At 58.5% G+C, this 18,339-nt stretch carries 9 protein-coding genes; 4 read left to right on the top strand and 5 right to left on the bottom strand.

The genetic code is table 11. The annotated features are described in order from the left end of the window. Nucleotides 1-88: 88 nt before the first annotated feature. From VGN12_15625 to VGN12_15610, 4 genes are all read right to left on the bottom strand, one after another. The gene (locus VGN12_15625; protein HEY4310880.1) at nt 89-763 is read right to left on the bottom strand and encodes a DUF4956 domain-containing protein; all 675 of its coding nucleotides are present in this window, start codon (nt 761-763) and stop codon (nt 89-91) included. Then, the gene (locus tag VGN12_15620; GenBank protein HEY4310879.1) at nt 756-1,436 is read right to left on the bottom strand and encodes a VTC domain-containing protein; all 681 of its coding nucleotides are present in this window, start codon (nt 1,434-1,436) and stop codon (nt 756-758) included. The genes VGN12_15625 and VGN12_15620 overlap by 8 nt, the downstream gene beginning before the upstream one ends. A gap of 188 nt (nt 1,437-1,624) precedes the next feature. Further along, nucleotides 1,625-3,925 (bottom strand): protein kinase, encoded by a 2,301-nt coding sequence (locus VGN12_15615; GenBank protein HEY4310878.1) that lies wholly within the window; start codon nt 3,923-3,925, stop codon nt 1,625-1,627. Then, nucleotides 3,922-4,527 carry a sigma-70 family RNA polymerase sigma factor gene (locus tag VGN12_15610; protein HEY4310877.1) on the bottom strand — a complete coding sequence of 202 codons (606 nt, stop codon included), beginning with the start codon at nt 4,525-4,527 and terminating at the stop codon, nt 3,922-3,924. The genes VGN12_15615 and VGN12_15610 overlap by 4 nt, the downstream gene beginning before the upstream one ends. 348 nt (nt 4,528-4,875) lie before the next feature. Here VGN12_15610 and VGN12_15605 point away from each other — a divergent pair, with 348 nt between their 5' ends. The 4 genes from VGN12_15605 (at nt 4,876) to VGN12_15590 (ending at nt 18,202) form a co-directional block, all read left to right on the top strand. Continuing rightward, on the top strand, nt 4,876-6,309 hold the full coding sequence (locus VGN12_15605; GenBank protein HEY4310876.1) for an Lpg1974 family pore-forming outer membrane protein: 1,434 nt from the start codon (nt 4,876-4,878) through the stop codon (nt 6,307-6,309). 417 nt (nt 6,310-6,726) lie between these two features. Beyond that, nucleotides 6,727-12,816 (top strand): Ig-like domain-containing protein, encoded by a 6,090-nt coding sequence (locus tag VGN12_15600; protein ID HEY4310875.1) that lies wholly within the window; start codon nt 6,727-6,729, stop codon nt 12,814-12,816. A gap of 835 nt (nt 12,817-13,651) precedes the next feature. Further along, nucleotides 13,652-14,839 carry an efflux RND transporter periplasmic adaptor subunit gene (locus tag VGN12_15595; GenBank protein HEY4310874.1) on the top strand — a complete coding sequence of 396 codons (1,188 nt, stop codon included), beginning with the start codon at nt 13,652-13,654 and terminating at the stop codon, nt 14,837-14,839. A gap of 54 nt (nt 14,840-14,893) precedes the next feature. Next, nucleotides 14,894-18,202, top strand: a complete 3,309-nt coding sequence (locus VGN12_15590; protein ID HEY4310873.1) for an efflux RND transporter permease subunit — start codon at nt 14,894-14,896, stop codon at nt 18,200-18,202. A gap of 4 nt (nt 18,203-18,206) precedes the next feature. Here the strand turns inward: VGN12_15590 and VGN12_15585 are convergent. Next, nucleotides 18,207-18,339 (bottom strand): IS5/IS1182 family transposase (locus VGN12_15585; GenBank protein ID HEY4310872.1); only part of this gene is annotated, 133 nt, incomplete at its 5' end.

Here is an 18,339-nt window from a genome sequence, read left to right as displayed (position 1 = left end):
AGCACTCTCCTCAAATGACCAACCCCTCGTTACTCGTCACAGGCAATCCCAATCCTCGCTACGATGTCCAATGGCGTGGATCGCGAGATCATATCCGGCGCATTTCCACGTTCATCACACCTTCGACGCGATTCAAGGCAATCACGAGCAGCGCCATGTCCGATTCAGCCTGGAGCTTTGTCTCGTAACAGCAGTCGATGGCTTCACCTTGGCGCGCTGTCGAACTCTCTGTGAGGACAAACGATTGCAAGTATTCCGACATGACGCGTTCGACGGCCAATCGATCGCGGCCAAGTGCGAGTCGAACGGATAGATGATGCCTGCTAGGCCTGGCGGCTGCACTAACGGCTGTCCAATGGCTCATGGCGATCGCGACTAACCCCGTAATGGGAACACCGACAAGCGCCACAAGGAACAGCCCCGCGCCGGCAGCCATCCCCACGATCACAGCGAAAATCACAAAGGCCGTATCGCGAGTATCGTCGACGACTGTCCGGAAGCGCACGATCGACAGCGCGCCAACCAGGCTAAATGCCCTGGCCACACTATTTCCGATGACGATCGATACCATTGCGATCAACATCGACAGCAGAACCAACGTCGTGGCTAGCGGAGCCGGATGCGATCGCTCGCGACCGTGCGACGCCAGATAGATCAGGGCCACAGCCCCTCCGAATGCAAACGACATTGCCAGTCGCATCGCAAGTCCGGTTACGTCATCGGGAATCCCCGCGCCGGTTGTCGTCGCCAACCATTCAGGCATGTTGTTCGCCTCCCACCGTACTTGTCGCAAGGCCAAGAACCTGGGCCGCGCTGCGATACTTGGAAAATCGCCCCGGCACGAACCGGAATCGATCGAGCACGTCCTTGAACAAACAAGGAAGCGCGCCAGGGAATTTGAATTCACAGATCGTGCGTGTAGAAAACGGCGATCCAGAAACTGTCTCGTGACCGCAGATTGACCAACTGTCGGTCCGCATGGCCGTCAGGTCGCGATCGAACGTCACGCGAATTGGCCCAAACTCGGATGCCCCGATCAAGGCGCTGCGGCGGTAGCCGATCACACAGACGGGCCTTAATCCCTGCCGGCGAATCGACTGATGAAACCAGCGTCCGGCCCAGGTTGGGATCGTTGCTTCCTGAGCCAACTCAATCGTTTGTTCGGCCCCCACCACGGTGCGCTTCTTTCGAACGCGGCTTTGATGCCTTGACTTGCGTTCGAGATACACGCACGCCTCACGACCATAGCGCCTGAGCCGAAATTTTCTGCGCTTGCGCGAGGCGGTACGATGAAGCACATCGAATTGATCAGTATCTGTGTACAGGGTCGTCACCCGATAAGCCCGGTCCGCTGCTTGGGCGGCATACGGGTCGTACTGCATAATCGAGGCAAAGTAATTCTCCAGATCATGGGCCGTGTGCGGGTCGAGCGCCATTTTGATTTCAAAAGCGCAACGCCCGCCCGCCGACGCGCTCCGAAGCGCTGGAGAAATCGTTGAATGCGCGATATCCAAGCGCAGCGGCGCGGTTCCGGAATATGGTGAGACCTCGGCAGGCATAGTGGCTCTCGACAGCGAGGGGAAACGGGCGAAATCATGGGTACATCGCACTAAATCAAATCGCATCACTCGTTCGTCGAGCGTTGGTGCGGATCCCAACTCTCTTCGTGTATTTCGTGTGGCGGTGGCACAGGCGCGCCCAGGGGTCCCGGTGGCCCCAAGGTGATCTCGCCCGCGAACGGCTTGCCCGTCAGCTCCTTCCACTTGCCTTGTTGCTGCGGAGAGAGAATTTCGAGGACTTGCTGAACCGTCTGCCGGTTAAAGGCCAGGCGAGCCTTGTTGTCGAAATCGGGGGGGAAGTCGGCCGCACGTTGCGCACGATGCAGCCGTTCGATCCCGCGGAATTCGATGTCGCGAATTGCCGCACGCTGGACATCGGACAGTTCGAGCGCCGTGACTACATCAGCTTCGTGAAAGGCGAAAATGCCCATCGATTGCAGCGCAATTTGCCGTAGCCGCTGACGCTGGGCCGGAGTCAATAACTCTTCGATCGCCTGTTCGTGTTTCTCGGCCGTCGCCAAAGCACGGCTCTTTCTCGCAGCCGCGTCCAGTCTTCGGAATTCGTCCCACATGGCAGATTGTTCCTGAATAGAGTGCCGGGCGAAAGCGACCACACGCTGACGATCGTCGGCTGCGAGATTCAAGTCGTCCAAGACTTCATCGTGAACGAGCAACGTGATGCATTGCTCGTCCTGCAAGGTTGCCAGTTCGCGCAACATGCGTTCGACGTTCTCTTGTGCTGCGGTTAACTCAGCCCGATTCGCCGAGTCCGCTTGTTCCTGGGCGATAAAATCGCGGTAGTAACCGACCGCCGTGAGCAAGATACGCTGCCGCGTCGCATTCAACATGGGATGATCGGCCAGCTCTACATCGCTGACTCGTATCAGCGTGTCGATCGCCTTTCGCGCTTGTGCAAAGCGTTGAGCCGACTCTGTCGTGCGGGCCACCTCGCGCACCAGAGCGTCCGAGGTCCGCGTTTGCTCGCGAGCGATGATGCGATTGTGAACGAACAGACCAACCGAGAGCAGGCACAACATGGCGAACCCGCTGACGACCACCCCGGGGTGGCGTCGAGCCATTTTTCGAACGCGCTCCGAAACTGTCGGGCGCCGGGCCAAAATCGGCTTGTCTTCAAGAAATCGCTGCAGGTCGTCCGCCAGGGCCTGTGCCGAGGCATAACGATCCTGCGGCGCCTTGGCGATGGCCTTCAACACGATCGTTTCCAGATCCACCGGTATCGCTGGATTGATCAGTCGCGGAGCGCGCGCCTCGCCGTAGGCGACCTGGCGCAGGAGCGCCTCTTTGTTCTTGCTTGCGAAGATCGGCTGCAAGGTGAGTAGTTCATACAAGGTCGCGCCCAACGCATAGACGTCCATCCGGTGGTCCATCAGGTTGGCATCGCCCAGCGATTGTTCCGGACTCATGTACCGCAGGGTGCCCACGAGATCACCCGCGGCGGTCAGCTTGTCTTGCGCATGGAATTGAGCCAGGCCGAAGTCCGTCACCCAGACGTTGCCGCGCGCATCGACCAGCAGATTTGCAGGCTTGATATCGCGATGCACAATGCCGACGTCATGGGCATATGCCAATCCCTCTGCCGCGTACCGCATCCACTGGGCGCAGGTGGCGAAAAACTGATTAGCGCCGCGCGACTGTAATGTCGAAAGCTCGGTCGTCATCCGAGCGACGGTTTCTGCATTGCGCAAGCTAGCGGGATTTTGCGAATCATCGCCGGATTGATTGCTGGGATCCGCCCCGGTGACCGAGTCGTCGCGTGGCGTTCCCGCCTTTTTACGCAGGCGCGACAATAGCTCTGCCAGCGAAATTCCATCGATCAACTGCATCGCATAGTAATGCACGCCGCGATCGCTCCCCACCGCGAACACCGGGACAATGTTTGGGTGATGCAGTCGCGCCGCCGCTTGCGCCTCGTTCAGAAACCGTTGCAACTGTTTGGGCTGCAAGGTTGCCGTGAACGGAAGCACCTTCAGTGCAACCCAGCGGCCGAGCGACAATTGATCGGCCTCGTAAACGATGGCCATGCCGCCCCGCCCTAGTTCACGAACGATGCGAAAGTCTCCGAGCGAATGCCGCAACAGCTCGAGCGGCGTTTCCACCGCCGCACGGGATCCAGATCGATCGCTGACGGCGGCACGCGAGAGTAAGCGAACACCCTCCAGGCAGGTTCGCAGGGGTCTGGCAAGATCGGGATACTTGGTCACATAGTCTTCGATCTGCGGTTGCTCGCCATTTTCGAGTCGCCGCAGAAACTCCTGCGCGATCGGCAGGACGCGATCGTTATTGGTATCATCATCTTCATCGAACGTGGGCGCATTACCTTTTCGTACGTCATTTATCGGGATCATTGCCTCTCTCCCATGCTGGCACGCAATCGCATCACACCGCGCATCCACAGCTTTTCAACGCTGTCGAGCGAGCGCCCCATCTGCGTGGCAATCTCGGGAAACGACTTCGCTTCCCAATGCCGCAGGACGATCACCTCTCGATAGTCATCCGGCAATTGGCTGATGGCGTTGGCAAGCTCGATCTCCTGTTCGTGGCCCATGGCATCCTGACTTGGGCTCTCGGCCGAGGGAGCCGAGATATCTCTGAAACGCGCCCCCGAATTCTGAAAGGAAGTCGTGAGATCTTCCTCCAGACGGATGTCGCGCGCTTGCGTCCCCAGGTACTGCCGCAACAGATTCGAGGCATTCGTAGCGAGAATTTGCCGCAGCCAATTGGTGAATTGAGGCTCGGTCGTCCCCACGAAATTGGGAAAGTTCCGATGGGCGTCGAGAAACGTCTCTTGGACTAAGTCCGATGGATCCACCTTGCGTCGCATGCGACGCCCCAACTCCATTCCGGCCAATAACTTCAGATAATTGCGGTACTGTTCGAGAAGCTCGCCCAACGCCTCGTCCTTGTTGCATTTCGCTTGGGCCAGCAACATCGCGCGGTCCGTTCGCATAGGAAAACCTGGAAAGCCTCAGTCGTTTCGGACCGCACCGGGGGAAGAGCGGCCCGTCGCACCGGGCCCCCGGCCATCGACCCCCACCATTCGGACCTATTAGAAAGGTCACTAAATTCGCGGAGTACCGTCACCCCAAACGGGAAAACAAGTTCCATCGTTGAAAGAATGTTCCACGAACCAGCCGGAACCGGCGTCCGCGATGAGCGAGGCCGAGGTTGCCCCCCGCTGACTGGCCCACCAAAGGAGTTAAAGAGTGGCAGAGTTTGCGGACGATAGTGGCTGTATCGCGCATAACGATTATTCTGATTGTGCCGATATGCCAAAATCTCCGGGGGGGGGGGATGGATGTTTACCAAGGCAACGATCGCCCTGTCTCTATTGGGCTTGCTCACTCCGCTAGCTGCGGCTGAGGACTATTACTCCAATTCAGCAGCTGCCGTGGCAGCTGTCGCTCGTGCACGTGCCAATGCGCGTGTCGCAGCGCCGTCCGAGGATTCGGACCGTAAAACGACCGAAGAGTCGACCGCTCAAACCGTCGACGAGGCGGACGAAAAAGACGGTATCGAAGTAGTCGAGTCGCCGGCCGACAGGCCGGTTGACCAACTCATCCCCAGACCGACTAAGAAAGCGGCCAAAGCGGTCGCGAAGCCGGCCCGAAAAGCGGATCCAAAACCGCTTACTAAGCCGCGTCACGAGCCGGTTCTCCGCTCGGTTCACGAAATGGTCGAAGAGCCGATTGTCGGACCGATCGATGAATCGGAAATGATCGCCGCTCCTATGGCCGAGGAAGGATTCGCCGGTGGTCCGTCGTGCAGCGGCGGTTGCTGTCCGCCAGCGATGAAATGCTGCCTGCCGTGTACAGACTTCTTTCGTCAGCGCTGCTTCGTCTTCGGTGACTATCTGTACATGAAGGCGTTCGGCCCTGACATGGTGCATGCAACGCAGCAGAACGCTGCGCCTGCCGGCCAGGGCACGGTACCGTTCGGCAACGCGCAAAACCTCATTCAACCTTGGCAGCCAGCGTTCCGAGTGGGTGGCGGAATTGCATTCAACAATTGCTCCTCGATCTCGGTCAGCTACATGCAGTTCTTCAGTAATGTGTCCGACACGGTCGGCCTGCCGCCAGGCACGAATTTCGGTAGCGCCGTCTCGTCAGTGCTGACGCCGGGCACGGTCAATTCAGGCACGACGTTCTCGCGCATCGATGCCGTCTCCTCGGTCAACTTTCGAGTGGCTGACTTGATGTACAACCGACTCATCTTCGGCACTCCCAATGCCTATATGAATTGGAGCGCGGGGTTGCGGTACGGGCATCTACACCAGAATTTCCAACAAGACGCCGAATTCGCTCAGCCCAACAACCCACAATTCACGACATCGAGCATCAACTTCGATGGTGTGGGACCGCGACTGGGATTAGACGGACGCCGCCGACTCGGCGCGACCGGGTTCTCGGGCTACGGTCAAGGCTCGATTTCGACGCTCTTCGGTGACACGGTTTCCGGGTACTCACAGACCGACACGCTGACCACCGCCCTGTTAGCGAGCAGCAATCTGCAAAGCTTTCGGGTCTTGCCGGTCCTGGACTTCGAACTAGGGGCTTCCTGGACCAGTTGCGGCGGGCACCTGCGAGTTGGCGCCGGCTACTATACTGCGTTCTGGTTCAACGCGATCACAACGCCGCAGTACATCTCCGCCGTGCAGAACAATCGGTTCATCAGTCTCGGCGACACCGTGACCTTTACCGGGTTAGTCGTGCATGCCGAAGCACGGTTCTAGAGACCCGGTGCGACGCGGTCCCGATCAGCCTCGGTGACGGCGTGATTCGTATAAAGGCCGCGCGGCGGGGAACTCAGTGCCTCGCCGCGACTTCTGAGAGCTTGTTTCTCACAGCTCGCCCGAAAAACCAACGATGCGTATCCCCCAGGCGGGGTTCGCTCTTAAGGGCCATCGCGGCACTTGCAGCCCGCTGCGTTCGCAACTCAGGGCGTTAACGCAACGGCTCGTCGTTGAATCAGCCGCCGACACCTTCCCGCGGCTTATGTTCGGCAATTCGCCGCACCACCCATGTGGATCGCCAGTCGCTGCCGGTTGACTTAGACCGGGCCGCGCGATACGGTCCTACCTAAACTGCCTGTTTTTACATTCGGGAGATTCTGTACATCCTCCCGAAGACTCGTTCGGGGGAGTTCACTGATGGTTTTTTTACGACTCAGTCACCAAGCAACTCGATCCGCGGGCCGGTTGCGGGAACGCGCCGTTCGCCGCCATCCCACGGCTCGGCATGGATTGCGCGGACTCGAAGCTCTCGAGTCCCGGGTGATGCTGAGCATCTCGCCCGCCCTGCAGCTCAATGGCGACCAGGATTTCTCCGGAGAGAACGACACCTTCGTGCTCAAACGCGATTCGTCTGACACCTCGAAATTAGACGTCACGTTGAATGGGTCGAACTCGCAATTTACGATCGCAAACTTTTCGCAAATCAATGTGAACGGACTCGGTGGCAACGACACGCTGATTTTGGATTCGTCGAATGGCCTGATCTCTCTGGCAATAAACTACGACGGCGGCGCTGCCTTCAATCAGCTGCAACTCGTGCAAACCGCGGGCGACACCCAAACCGGTGACAACTACAGCGTCGGGCCGAACAACGGGCAAGGGACCAGCCTGATCACAGGTCCTAGCGGCACTCAGTCGGTGTTCTTCCAAAACCTGGCTCCCGTGATCGACACGGTTCCGTCGGCGACATTGACGGTCAACGGCACGGCCTCGAACAACGCAATCAATTACACCAACGGCACCGTCGATCCGGCCAATGACGGCGAGGTGACAATCGACAACCAGGAATCGATCGAGTTCTCGAACAAAACGAACCTGACGATTAATGCCCTGGCCGGCGACGACGTGATCAACCTGAACTATCAGCCGCAAAGCCTGCCGGCGGCTCCCTTCAAGCCCACGGGTTTGACGAGCATCACCGTAAATGCCGGCGATCCCACCGCCAGCGACACGCTGACCGTGAATGGCGTGGCCGGAGCGCTCGACGATTTGATCGTAACCCCGACCGGCACCGGCGCCGGCTCGATCGCCGAAGGCACGCATGCCGACGCCAGCGCCACGGCTAGTTTCGTGCCTGTGACGTTTTCGAAAACTGAGAATTTAAATCTCGTCGGACAAACCGAGGACGGCGATGGTTTCGAAGAAACGGATAGCGGCGCCAACGCCACCTTCGAAATTGCGCCCGGCACGTCTCCTTATTCCGGTTCGATAACCGGATTTCTCGCCGCTGGCCAGGCGGGGCATCCGCTGTTCACCTTCGTGCCGATTACCTATGTTGGATTTCAGGGCTTCGGCATCTTGCCCTCTGCGCCGGCGACAGGCATCGACACCGTGCTCGTTGATGGGACATCGGGAGACGATACCTTCCTCTATTCCCAGCAAACCGTGGGCGGAATCAGCGGTCCGGCCGTGCAACTTTCCACGGCTAGCTCGATCCCGCAAGCCACGTTGTTCGTCGGTGTTACGGCGTCGATCAAGTTCCGCGGCTTAGGGGGTAATGACACCTACTCCTTTGACTTCACTACCCCGCTGACCAACGTCGCCGCGGCAACGACCGTCACCGTGCAAGGGAATGGCCCTGGTACGACCAGCGTGATCAATTACACGGCGCTTGCCAGCGAAAATACGCAAATCGATTTCGGCCTGAGCCAAATCACCGATACGACGGCAGGCACCAACATCCCGACGGTGAAATACACCGGCATCGCCGCGATCAACGAAGCCGGACACGGTGCTGCGGGCGACAACCTCACCGTGCTCGGAACCGGCAACGATAATCTGACCTACACGCCGATTAACGAAGGCGGCTCGAATAGCTCCTCGGGGTCAGTCACGAGCAGCGCGGCCGCGACTCCCACCATCAATTTCTCGGCCGTGGGGGGAACCTTTACCCTCGGCAAAACGAAGCAGGCGCTGGTCAACGGCACCAGCGACAGCGATTCGATCGTCGTCACGGAAAGTCCGACGCGCAACGTTACCATTCTCACCAACGGCAGCTCGATTCTGAAAGCCGTCACGCTTGCCAGCACGGTCACGTCGCTGACCGTATCGGGGTTGGCCGGGGACGATACGTTTACGGTCAATCCGGCGCTCGCCTCTGCGGGCGGATTGCCCGTGACCATTGATGGGGGAGACCCCAATGCCAGTGACGCATTGGTCGTCAACGCGAACGCGGCCAACAACTTCGTGGTGGTTAACAAGGGTCGCGTCGCAGACACAGGTGTTGTCCGTGCTTATCAGGCAGCCGTGGCCGAGCCGGATATCGCGTACAAGAACGTGGAAATCGTCTCGCCCAACGTCGCCACTGGAGCCGATGGCCAGCCACAGTTGCTGGACATGGGACCGGATCTCTACGAGCCGAACGAGTCGATCGCTAACGCCGCCTTCCTGGGTTCCGGATCGACGTTGCAGATTCAGAATGCGTCGATCTTCCCCAACTCGAATACAAATCCGCCGGCGCCCGCGGATCAGGATTATTATCGAGTCGTGGCCCAACAGACCGGCACGCTCGACTTCCAGGTCTATTTCAAGAATTTCTCGACCGCGTTATTGCCGGGCGGAGGACAGTTGAATGCCCAGGTCGTCGACGGACAAGGCAACATTCTAGGGAACGCGGCTATCTCGGCGATCGGCTCGCCGCTGAGCTTCGGATCGGGCTTGCCCGCAACGGGCGACGCTCGCGTGCGGATACCAGTGGTTGCCGGGCAGACCTACTACCTGCATGTGTTCGGTATCACCTCCGAAGGCGCGAGCTCGGTAGTCGTCAACGCTTACAACGCCACGATCATCAACACGCCAGCGCCGACGCCGTACAACCTGGAGCTGTCGCGCAATAACGGAACCGGAGATCTACCGACCAATGCGCCGCAGGACGATACCGGGCGGTCGCAATTCGACAACGTGACGAACGACAATCAACCGCTCATCTATATCCGGCTGGACGACGGAATCTTTATCAACGATGTGCCGGGCAACCTGGTCAATGGCGCGACGACTCCCGCCTCGCCGCCAATTGGCACGATTCCGATTCCTTATTCCGATGGCACCAAGGCCGGCTATCGCGTGGCCTTGTTCGACACGCGGACACCGGGCGCGCCGCCGAACCTGATTGGCTATGCCGTCCCCTCGCCCGATCCTGCAAACCCCGGACAAGTTCTGCCCGGGCTGTATCAGATCGATCTCTCGACCTTGTCCCCCGCGGTGACGCTTACCGACGGGTTGCACGGCCTGGTCGCCGCTGTGCAGATGGTCGATCCGCGGCTCTCGGCCGCTTCGACGCCTACCGAAACCGGCTTCGGGGCGAATAGCGCCACGCTCAATATCACGGTCGACACCGTGGTTCCCCCGGCGCGCTTCGGCATCGTTTCGCCGACGGGAACAAGCACCGGGCTGGCTCCGACAAGTGACTCGGGCGCACTGGGAACGACCGATTCCTTCACCACGGCCGACCGCATCACGAACGTGACAGCGCCGACGTTCTATGGCACCGCCGAGGCCAACGCGATCATCAAGCTCTTTGTGCTGGACAGCACGGGAAGTCCCGTGCTGATCGGCCAAACGACTGCTGTGCCGACCGACGGAACCAACGCCGACCCCAACGGGCAGTGGACGATTACGTCGACGGTAAATCTCAACGATCCGAAGTTCTTCAGCAAGTACGATGGCCTGCGTCACCTGTTCATCACTGCTGAGGATCTAGCCGGCAACATCAACAACGGCAACAGCCCCGAGGCCAACAATCTGCAGATCAATATCTTCCTCGATACGCAAGGCCCGCAGATTGCTCCGCCCCCCAGTGCGCCCGCGACCCCGCCGATTCAGATCATCACGACCGGCGGCGTGGCATCCTCATTCAACATCTTCGGGCTGAAGCCAGACAATGCTCCGAACGGTCCCACACCGCTTGTCGATGCATTGACGATCCACGTCCTCGATAATCCTTTACGCGATCCGACTGATTTCCCCAACGATCCCGCCATTCTCGCCGACATTGCGTCGACACTTGGCCAATATCAACTGGTCGGGGATGCCAACGGCGTTATCTCGATCAGCCAGATCATCGTCACGAACGATCCGATCGTAAACGGCCAGCCGGCGACGGCAACCGTGAAGTTGGTTTTCGCACAACCGCTGCCTGACGACCGCTTCACGCTCACGATCAAGGATTCGGGACTTGTCGATCCAGCCGGCAACAAGCTGGATGGCGAAAGCAATGCCATCGAACCCAACGGCTCGCCGATTTTCCCCTCGGGCGATGGTCAGCCAGGGGGCAGTTTTGTGGCGCGCTTCACCGTCGACAGCCGTCCTGAGATTGGCACCTATGCGGCCGGCAGCGTGTACGTGGACGCCAATGGAAACAACACTTGGGATCCGACCAATGTCGACGCCACGAATCGCGATCTGACTTTCACGTTGGGCGTGGCACCAGCGTTGCAGGGAAAGATTTCACCCATGGGCATACACGACGCGGTGTTTGCCGGCGATTTCTTGCCGCAGAGTTCGATCGGGGTCAAAGGCCCCATCGCCGGTCAATCGAAAGTCGGTTTCGATCAACTGGCCGCGTACGGATACGATCCGATTCTCGGCGCATTCCGTTGGTTGATTGATACGAATTCCGACGGCGTGATCGACACGAGCAAGGGGGATTTTGCCACGACCCAGCCCGCGGGTTTTCAAATCAACGGTGTGCCCGTGGCGGCCAATTTCGATGGAGTACCGGCCGATGGGGATCAAATCGGCTTGTTTAACGGCACGACGTGGTACCTCGACACGTCCAACCATCACGTGATCGACAGCAGTGCCACGGTGGTGCAAAGCCAGCTACGCGGGGCGCCGGTCGTGGGCGACTTCAACGGCGATCAGATCCCCGATCTGGCGACCTATCTCAACGGTCGGTTCCAAATCAATTTCGGCCATCTCGCGGGTGGTAAACCTGCCTGGAGCGGAACAGTCGACGCCACGATCAACTTTGGCTTCGCTGGCGTTGGTGGAGTGCCCGTCGCTGCCGATATGAATCAGGATGGTCGCACCGACCTGGGGTTGTACCAACCGCGAACGAGCGGTTCGAGCGTGCAGAATGGCGAATGGTACTGGTTGATCTCGACCAATCCGACGGCCTCGAATCCTACGGGCCTTGACCATCCCTTCAGTCCGACGCCACTTGGGTCGGATATTTTTGCGCAGTTCGGCGCGCAGACGGCTCTCCCGCTCGTCGGCAATTTCGACCCGCCGATTCAGACCTCCTCGCCTGCGGCCACGAACCTGGGAAGTCTGACGAATACAATCACTACGGCAGCTCAAAGTGTTCAGGGGCAGCAGTGGTATAGCTTCACGGCCGCGCAGAGTGGAACCGTCAAGGTCAGTGCCAATGGGGCCAGCGCGACTTCACCGCTGGAACTAAGTTTGTATGACGCCAGTCTGCATCTGGTCTCCTACGGCACGGTGAACACGGCCGGGCAGGTGCAGCTAAGCACGCCACTTTCGGCCAATTCTCAGTACCTGGTGCGCGTCACAGGTCAGAGTAGCGCCGTTAGTCTGAACGTTTCCACTGCCACGGCTTCGCCATCACCGATCTCCGACAGCGCGTACGACGTCAATTCTGATGGCTTTTTGAACCTCGGCGACGTCATCGCTTTGATTGGTACATTCAATCAGCTTGGGCCTGTAGGCTTGCCAAGTGCGCATAGCTTGCTCACCGCTCCCGGCGGGAAGTCGCTGTACGTCGACGTTAACGGCGACGGCGTGTTCAACATGGGGGACGTCATTGCTCTGATCAGCAATTTCAACAGCTACGGTCCGCACGCAATCGTTTCGCAGGCGGCGTCGCCGCAAGTCACTTCCCATCAAGCCGTCTTGCCGTCCGCCGAGTCGACCGGCGCGGCTGCGTCGTCGACCAACGCGTCCGATAGTTCATCAGCAACTAGTTCCTCAGTTACGACGGCAACCGATTCGGCGTTTGCCGGCGGCCTGTCGGATTCTCTTGTGGCTCCCCTCAGCGAAACATCCGAGTGGTCCGTTGGTTCCGTCGCCCAGGCGTCGGTGGCCGCACAGTCCCGTGCCGCGACCAATCCGAGCAGCAGTGGCGCGACAGCCAGCGTAAGCCTGCCCGATAGAAGCTCGACCGTTCGTGCTGCGGTGTTCGCCGCGCACGCGCAAGATTCCGACTTGCTCGAGCCTGATGACGATGACCTAGCAGTCGTAGCCGCCGGTTCAAGTAACGACGATTGACGTCGCGTTTCGCACGGACGACGAGCCGAACATCGAAACTCAAGGACGAGGAGCTTCGCGCTTTCTGAACGCCATGCGCGAGACTGGCACACCACCGATTGATTTGCGCTAACGGCGGTACTCGGCCAATAACTTGGACCGGGTCGCCAGAAACGCTACGATGTGATCGATCGGCTGTCGCCCGCCTTGCAGCAATGATTCGGCCTTCACGCCCACGGGTTTCCCGCCGCCGTTGGTGAAGATTCTTCGTGTAGGGCACAGAGGTTGCTAGCTCAAACTGCATGAATCTGTGATTTGCGCGTGAAGCAAAGTGGCACAGCGATCATTTAGGATTTTCCAGATCGCCAATACGGTTCCCGCGCGATAGCTGGCAACAGGCAACTTTCGCCTTCGTTCAAGCCACACCGCCCGATTCAGCGTCTAGAAGGAGTTCGACGCGCTACCGATTGGTACCGGAAGTTCCGCCCGAAGAATTCGGGGGCTGAGCCCGGCGGGCGGATACCGACGTTAATTCTCGGTACGGGAGGCCAAATGGGCGAGCGAGGGGCGGCCAGGCCTTTTAAACGTTTTTTTCGGAAAGATGCAGATAGACCGCCGAAACACACCGGCGAGACCATTAGGATGCTGAATTCGTTCCCGTCGTTGCCTACGGCAGCCTTTCTCAGCGCATTCTTTGAAAGCTTCTCAAATAGGGGATTCGACGTGGCAGGCGAATACCCGGAAGCGCAAAGAGTCATCAAGGCAAGATGTTCGGGACGGGCGCCCGAGTGCTGTGGCCGGGAACAAACCACGAGCAGTATCGGCCATGAGCCCTATTTTCGGAGCAGCAACCGCGATGAAACCCCTTAGCGTGGTCGTGCGTCGACCTGCCGTCCTCCTCATATTGGTCGCCGTGCTTGCCATTGGAGCCTTGCTGGCCCTGTCGAAGATGGGGGCCAACGCCTCGTATACGCATTTGAAAGAGTTTGTCCGCGCCAAGTTCAGCTCGCATGTCCCCCAGGACAAAGCGGACTTGCAGAATGAGCAAAAAATCGTCGTTACGACTCCCAAGATCGAGGACGTCATTATTACGGAGTCGTTTGTCTGCCAGATTCGCTCGCAGCGTCACATCGAAGTTCGCACCCTCGAGGGTGGATATATCGACGAGATCTTGATCAACGAAGGCCAGTCGGTGAAGAAGGGCGACGTCATGTTCAAGATTCTGCCCATTCTTTACAAGGCAAAGCTAGAAGCGGAGAACGCCAAGGCCAGCGTCGCCCAACAGAAGTACCAGTACACGCAGCAGTTGGCCGAACAGAAAGTCGTCTCTCAGAATGAGGTGTCGCTGAAGAAGGCCGAAATGGACGAGGCCGTGGCCAAGGCGAACTTCGCCAAGGCGGAATTGAACTTTGCCGACGTCGTCGCACCGTTCGACGGCATCGTCGACCGGCTGCTCCAACGCGAAGGGAGCCTGGTCAAGGAGGGTGACGTTCTCACCACCTTGGCTGACAACAGCACGATGTGGGTGTACTTCAACGTACCGGAGAAGTACTACCTGCATTACATGGCCACCCGTAAAGAGCGCGAGACCGACGACAAGATCGAGCTCGTGCTCGCCAACGGGGACGTCTTCCCGCAAACCGGAAAAATCGGCGCGATCGAGGCCGACTTCAACAACGAAAACGGGAATATCAAGTTCCGTGCGGATTTCCCGAACCCGGATGGTTTGCTGCGCCACGGTCAGACCGGAACGATCAAAATCCTCCGGCCCTTGAAGAATGTCATGGTCATTCCGCAGCGGGCCACGTTTGACATCCTTGACAAGCAATACGTATGGGTCGTAGCCGAGGACTCCGTCGTTCATCGGACCCTGATCACGTTCAAATACGAACTGGATGACATTTTTGTCGTCGAGAGCGGACTCAAGGTAACCGATAAGATCGTCCTGGAAGGTGTGCGAGAGGTTGAAGACGGCGCCAAGGTGGAATACAGCTTCCGCGCTCCGGAAGACGCGCTGAAGCACCAAAAGTTTCATGCGGAATAGCCGCAGCTGAGCGAGATGCTCGACATCGAACGTAAACGAGATTGACGCGGAACCATGTTCACGAAAGTCCTCACGCGGCCGGCCTTCGCGATCGTCATTTCCATCGTACTCCTGTTCCTGGGGGTGCTAGGAATCGAAACCCTGCCGGTTGCGCAGTTCCCTAACATCGCGCCGCCGACGGTAATGGTTTCTATTTCGTATCCCGGCGCCAGCGCCAATGTGCTGGTCGACTCGGTTCTGATTCCGTTGGAGCAATCCATCAACGGCGTTCAGAACATGCGATTTATCACCTCCTCGGCGACCAGTGCCGGCGAGGCGACGATCATCATCTACTTCGAGCCAGGCACGGATCCGAACATCAACGTCGTGAACGTACAGAACCGGGTCAACATCGTGCTGTTCCAGCTCCCGCCGCTGGTGGTGCGCGAGGGAATCCTCGTCAGCCAGGTCGTGCCGAGCATGCTGATGTACTTGAATATTTACAGCACAGACCCCAACTCCGACCAGACAGACCTCTTCAACTTTGCCAACCTCTACGTCATGCCCCGCCTCAAGCGGATCCGAGGGATGGGCATCCCCAGAAATCTCGGCAATCGCATCTTTGCCATGCGAATTTGGCTCGATCCCGACCGCATGCGAGCCTACAACGTATCGACCGACGATGTCATGAAGGCCCTGTCAGAACAGAGCGTCATCGGCTCGCCCGGACGACTCGGCGAGGCCACGGGCAAGACGTCGCAATCGAAAGAGTACGTATTGACGTACATCGGGCGCTACAACAAGTCGGCGCAGTATGAAAACATCATTTTGAAAGCCAACCCCGACGGCGAAATCCTGCGACTCAAGGATGTTTGCGAGGTGGAATTAGGCTCCCAGTTCTTCGACATTTACTCCGACATCAACGGGCATCCCGCGGCGTCTATCGCTCTCAAGCAGGCTCCCGGGTCCAATGCCGCCGAAGTGATCAAGGACATCAAGGCCGAACTCGAAAGCATCAAGAGGCAGTCGTTCCCGCCGGGGATGGATTACGAATTCGCCTACGACGTCTCGAAATTTCTGGACGCCTCGATCGAAAAGGTGCTGCATACCCTGCTCGAGGCGTTCATTCTGGTGTCGCTCGTGGTTTTCATGTTCCTCGGCGATATACGATCCACGCTCATCCCGACGATTGCGGTTCCGGTTTCGCTGGTCGGCACCTTCTTCGTCTTGCGGCTGATGGGACTGTCAATCAACCTGATCACGCTTTTCGCCATGGTTCTCGCGATCGGCGTCGTGGTAGACGATGCGATCGTGGTCGTCGAGGCCGTGCATGCCAAAATGGCCCAGAAACACCTGTCGCCCTACTCGGCAACAGGCGAGGTTATGCACGAGATTTCGGGCGCCATCATCGCCATTACCTTGGTGATGACGTCTGTGTTCGTTCCGGTGACGTTCATTCCTGGGGCAACCGGAACCTTCTATCGTGAGTTTGGCATCACGATGGCCACGTCCATCGTCCTGTCCGGCTTGGTCGCACTCACGTTAACACCCGTGCTCTGTGCGATGATTCTCAAACCGCATAATCACAGCGACACTAACCCAAGCCCGGAAGCAGGGACGAGCAACGTCAAACGACCACGCGGACTCGTAGGTAAGTTGGTCGTGTTGCTCGGCGGAGCAATCCTCCTGTGCGGCGTTACGTACCTGGCCTATGAGTTGTGGGGACCGCTTGGGTTCGGACTCATTCTGTTGCTGTTCATGCGGAAACCATTTGATCACCTCGTTGAGAGGGTCACAGGCGGTTATGTTGCGATCGTACGGCAAATCGTCACGCGTCGAACGCTGACAGCGGCTGTCGTCGGGGCCTTTGGCATTGGGATCCTGATTGTCAACGCGGAGCTTGCGACCGGTTTTATCCCGGGCGAGGACCAAGGCATTATCTACGCGGTCCTGCAAACACCACCAGGCTCGACGCTTGAGTACACCAACGCCAAATCTCATGAGCTCGAAAAACTCGCCAAGCAAATCGATGAGGTTTCCTCGGTTACCTCGCTCGCCGGCTACGAGGTTCTGACCGAAGGGCGCGGATCGAACTCCGGCACCTGTATCATCAATCTGAAGGACTGGTCGGATCGCAAACGAACCGCACGCCAACTCATTGTGGATCTTGAAGAAAAGGCCCGCTCGATGAGCAACGTGAAGCTCGAATTCTTCGAGCCCCCCGCGGTCCCTGGCTTCGGCAATGCCGGCGGTGTTTCGCTGCTCGTGCTCGACACGACGTTTTCGGCCGATTATCAGCGGCTCGGAGAAGTGACGGACAAGTTCATGGCCACCCTGAGAAAGCGCAAGGAGGTGAGCAACCTGTTCACCTTCTACAACGCTAACTACCCTCAGTACGACTTGATCATCGACAACGACGTGGCCATGCAGAAGGGAGTGACCATCAAGGACGCGATGGACAGCCTCAATATTCTGATCGGTAGCACCTGGGAGCAGGGATTCATTCGTTTCAATTACTTCTATAAAGTCTTCGTGCAAGCCAAAGCCGAGTTCCGGCGCTACCCGTCGGATCTCGACAACCTCTTCGTCAAGAACGACAAAGGAGATATGGTTCCCTATTCCGCGTTCATGACGATCAAGAACAAGCAGGGCTTGAACGAAATCACGCGGTACAACCTGTACACTTCTGCCGCGATTCAGTGCGCGCCGTCCGCTGGCTACAGCACCGGTCAGGCCATTCAAGCGATCAAAGAGGTCGCGGCCCAGACATTGCCTCGCGGTTTCGATGTGGGCTGGACGGGCCTGGCCTACGACGAAGCAAGGAAAGGCAACGAAACAGTCTATATTTTCCTCATCGTGGTGACCTTCGTTTATCTTGTCCTGGTCGCTCAATACGAGAGCTTTATCCTGCCACTGGCAGTTGTTTTGTCGCTGCCGGTCGGGCTCTTTGGATCGTTCTTCTTCCTGAAGGCCCTGGGACTGGCTGACGACGTCTATGCCCAGATCGGGCTGATCATGCTCGTCGGTCTACTGGGCAAGAATGCGATCTTGATCGTAGAATTTGCGATCCAGCGGCGGCAGGAAGGTGTCTCGCTCGCAGACGCGGCGGTCGAAGGCGCCAAACTCCGTTTCCGACCGATTCAGATGACGTCCTTCGCCTTCATCGCCGGCCTCATTCCGCTGGTCGTGGCGACCGGCGCCGGTGCGATCGGGAACCGCACCATCGGCACCACCGCGGCCGGCGGCATGCTGGTCGGGACGGCCGTCGGGGTCCTCATTATTCCTGGACTCTACTACCTGTTCGGGCGGCTCGATGGTGGGCGCAAATTACTCAAGGGCGAAAAAAACTCTCCGCTCAGTGAGACGCTCGAGCAGAGAGTTTAAAAGCCTATCCGAGAACCTTGGCGGCTCTCAAGGCGACGATAGCGAATTGAAAATGGAGCAGGCCCAGATAATTCGCGGCTTTCTTTTCCCAGCGGATCAACAAGCGCCGTGCGCGGTTGAGCCAGGAGTGCGTGCGT

Source organism: Pirellulales bacterium, assembly GCA_036499395.1.
Classification (GTDB): domain Bacteria; phylum Planctomycetota; class Planctomycetia; order Pirellulales; family JACPPG01; genus JACPPG01.
Note: the sequence above shows the minus strand (reverse complement) of the source record. Positions and strands in the feature narration are given on the sequence as shown.

Coding starts and splice junctions, on each gene's coding strand:
- VGN12_15620 (HEY4310879.1), bottom strand. CDS start 1,436: ATGGCGCTCGACCCGCACACGGCCCATGATCTGGAGAATTACTTTGCC.
- VGN12_15610 (HEY4310877.1), bottom strand. CDS start 4,527: ATGCGAACGGACCGCGCGATGTTGCTGGCCCAAGCGAAATGCAACAAG.
- VGN12_15605 (HEY4310876.1), top strand. CDS start 4,876: ATGTTTACCAAGGCAACGATCGCCCTGTCTCTATTGGGCTTGCTCACT.
- VGN12_15600 (HEY4310875.1), top strand. CDS start 6,727: ATGGTTTTTTTACGACTCAGTCACCAAGCAACTCGATCCGCGGGCCGG.
- VGN12_15595 (HEY4310874.1), top strand. CDS start 13,652: ATGAAACCCCTTAGCGTGGTCGTGCGTCGACCTGCCGTCCTCCTCATA.
- VGN12_15625 (HEY4310880.1), bottom strand. CDS start 763: ATGCCTGAATGGTTGGCGACGACAACCGGCGCGGGGATTCCCGATGAC.
- VGN12_15590 (HEY4310873.1), top strand. CDS start 14,894: ATGTTCACGAAAGTCCTCACGCGGCCGGCCTTCGCGATCGTCATTTCC.
- VGN12_15615 (HEY4310878.1), bottom strand. CDS start 3,925: ATGATCCCGATAAATGACGTACGAAAAGGTAATGCGCCCACGTTCGAT.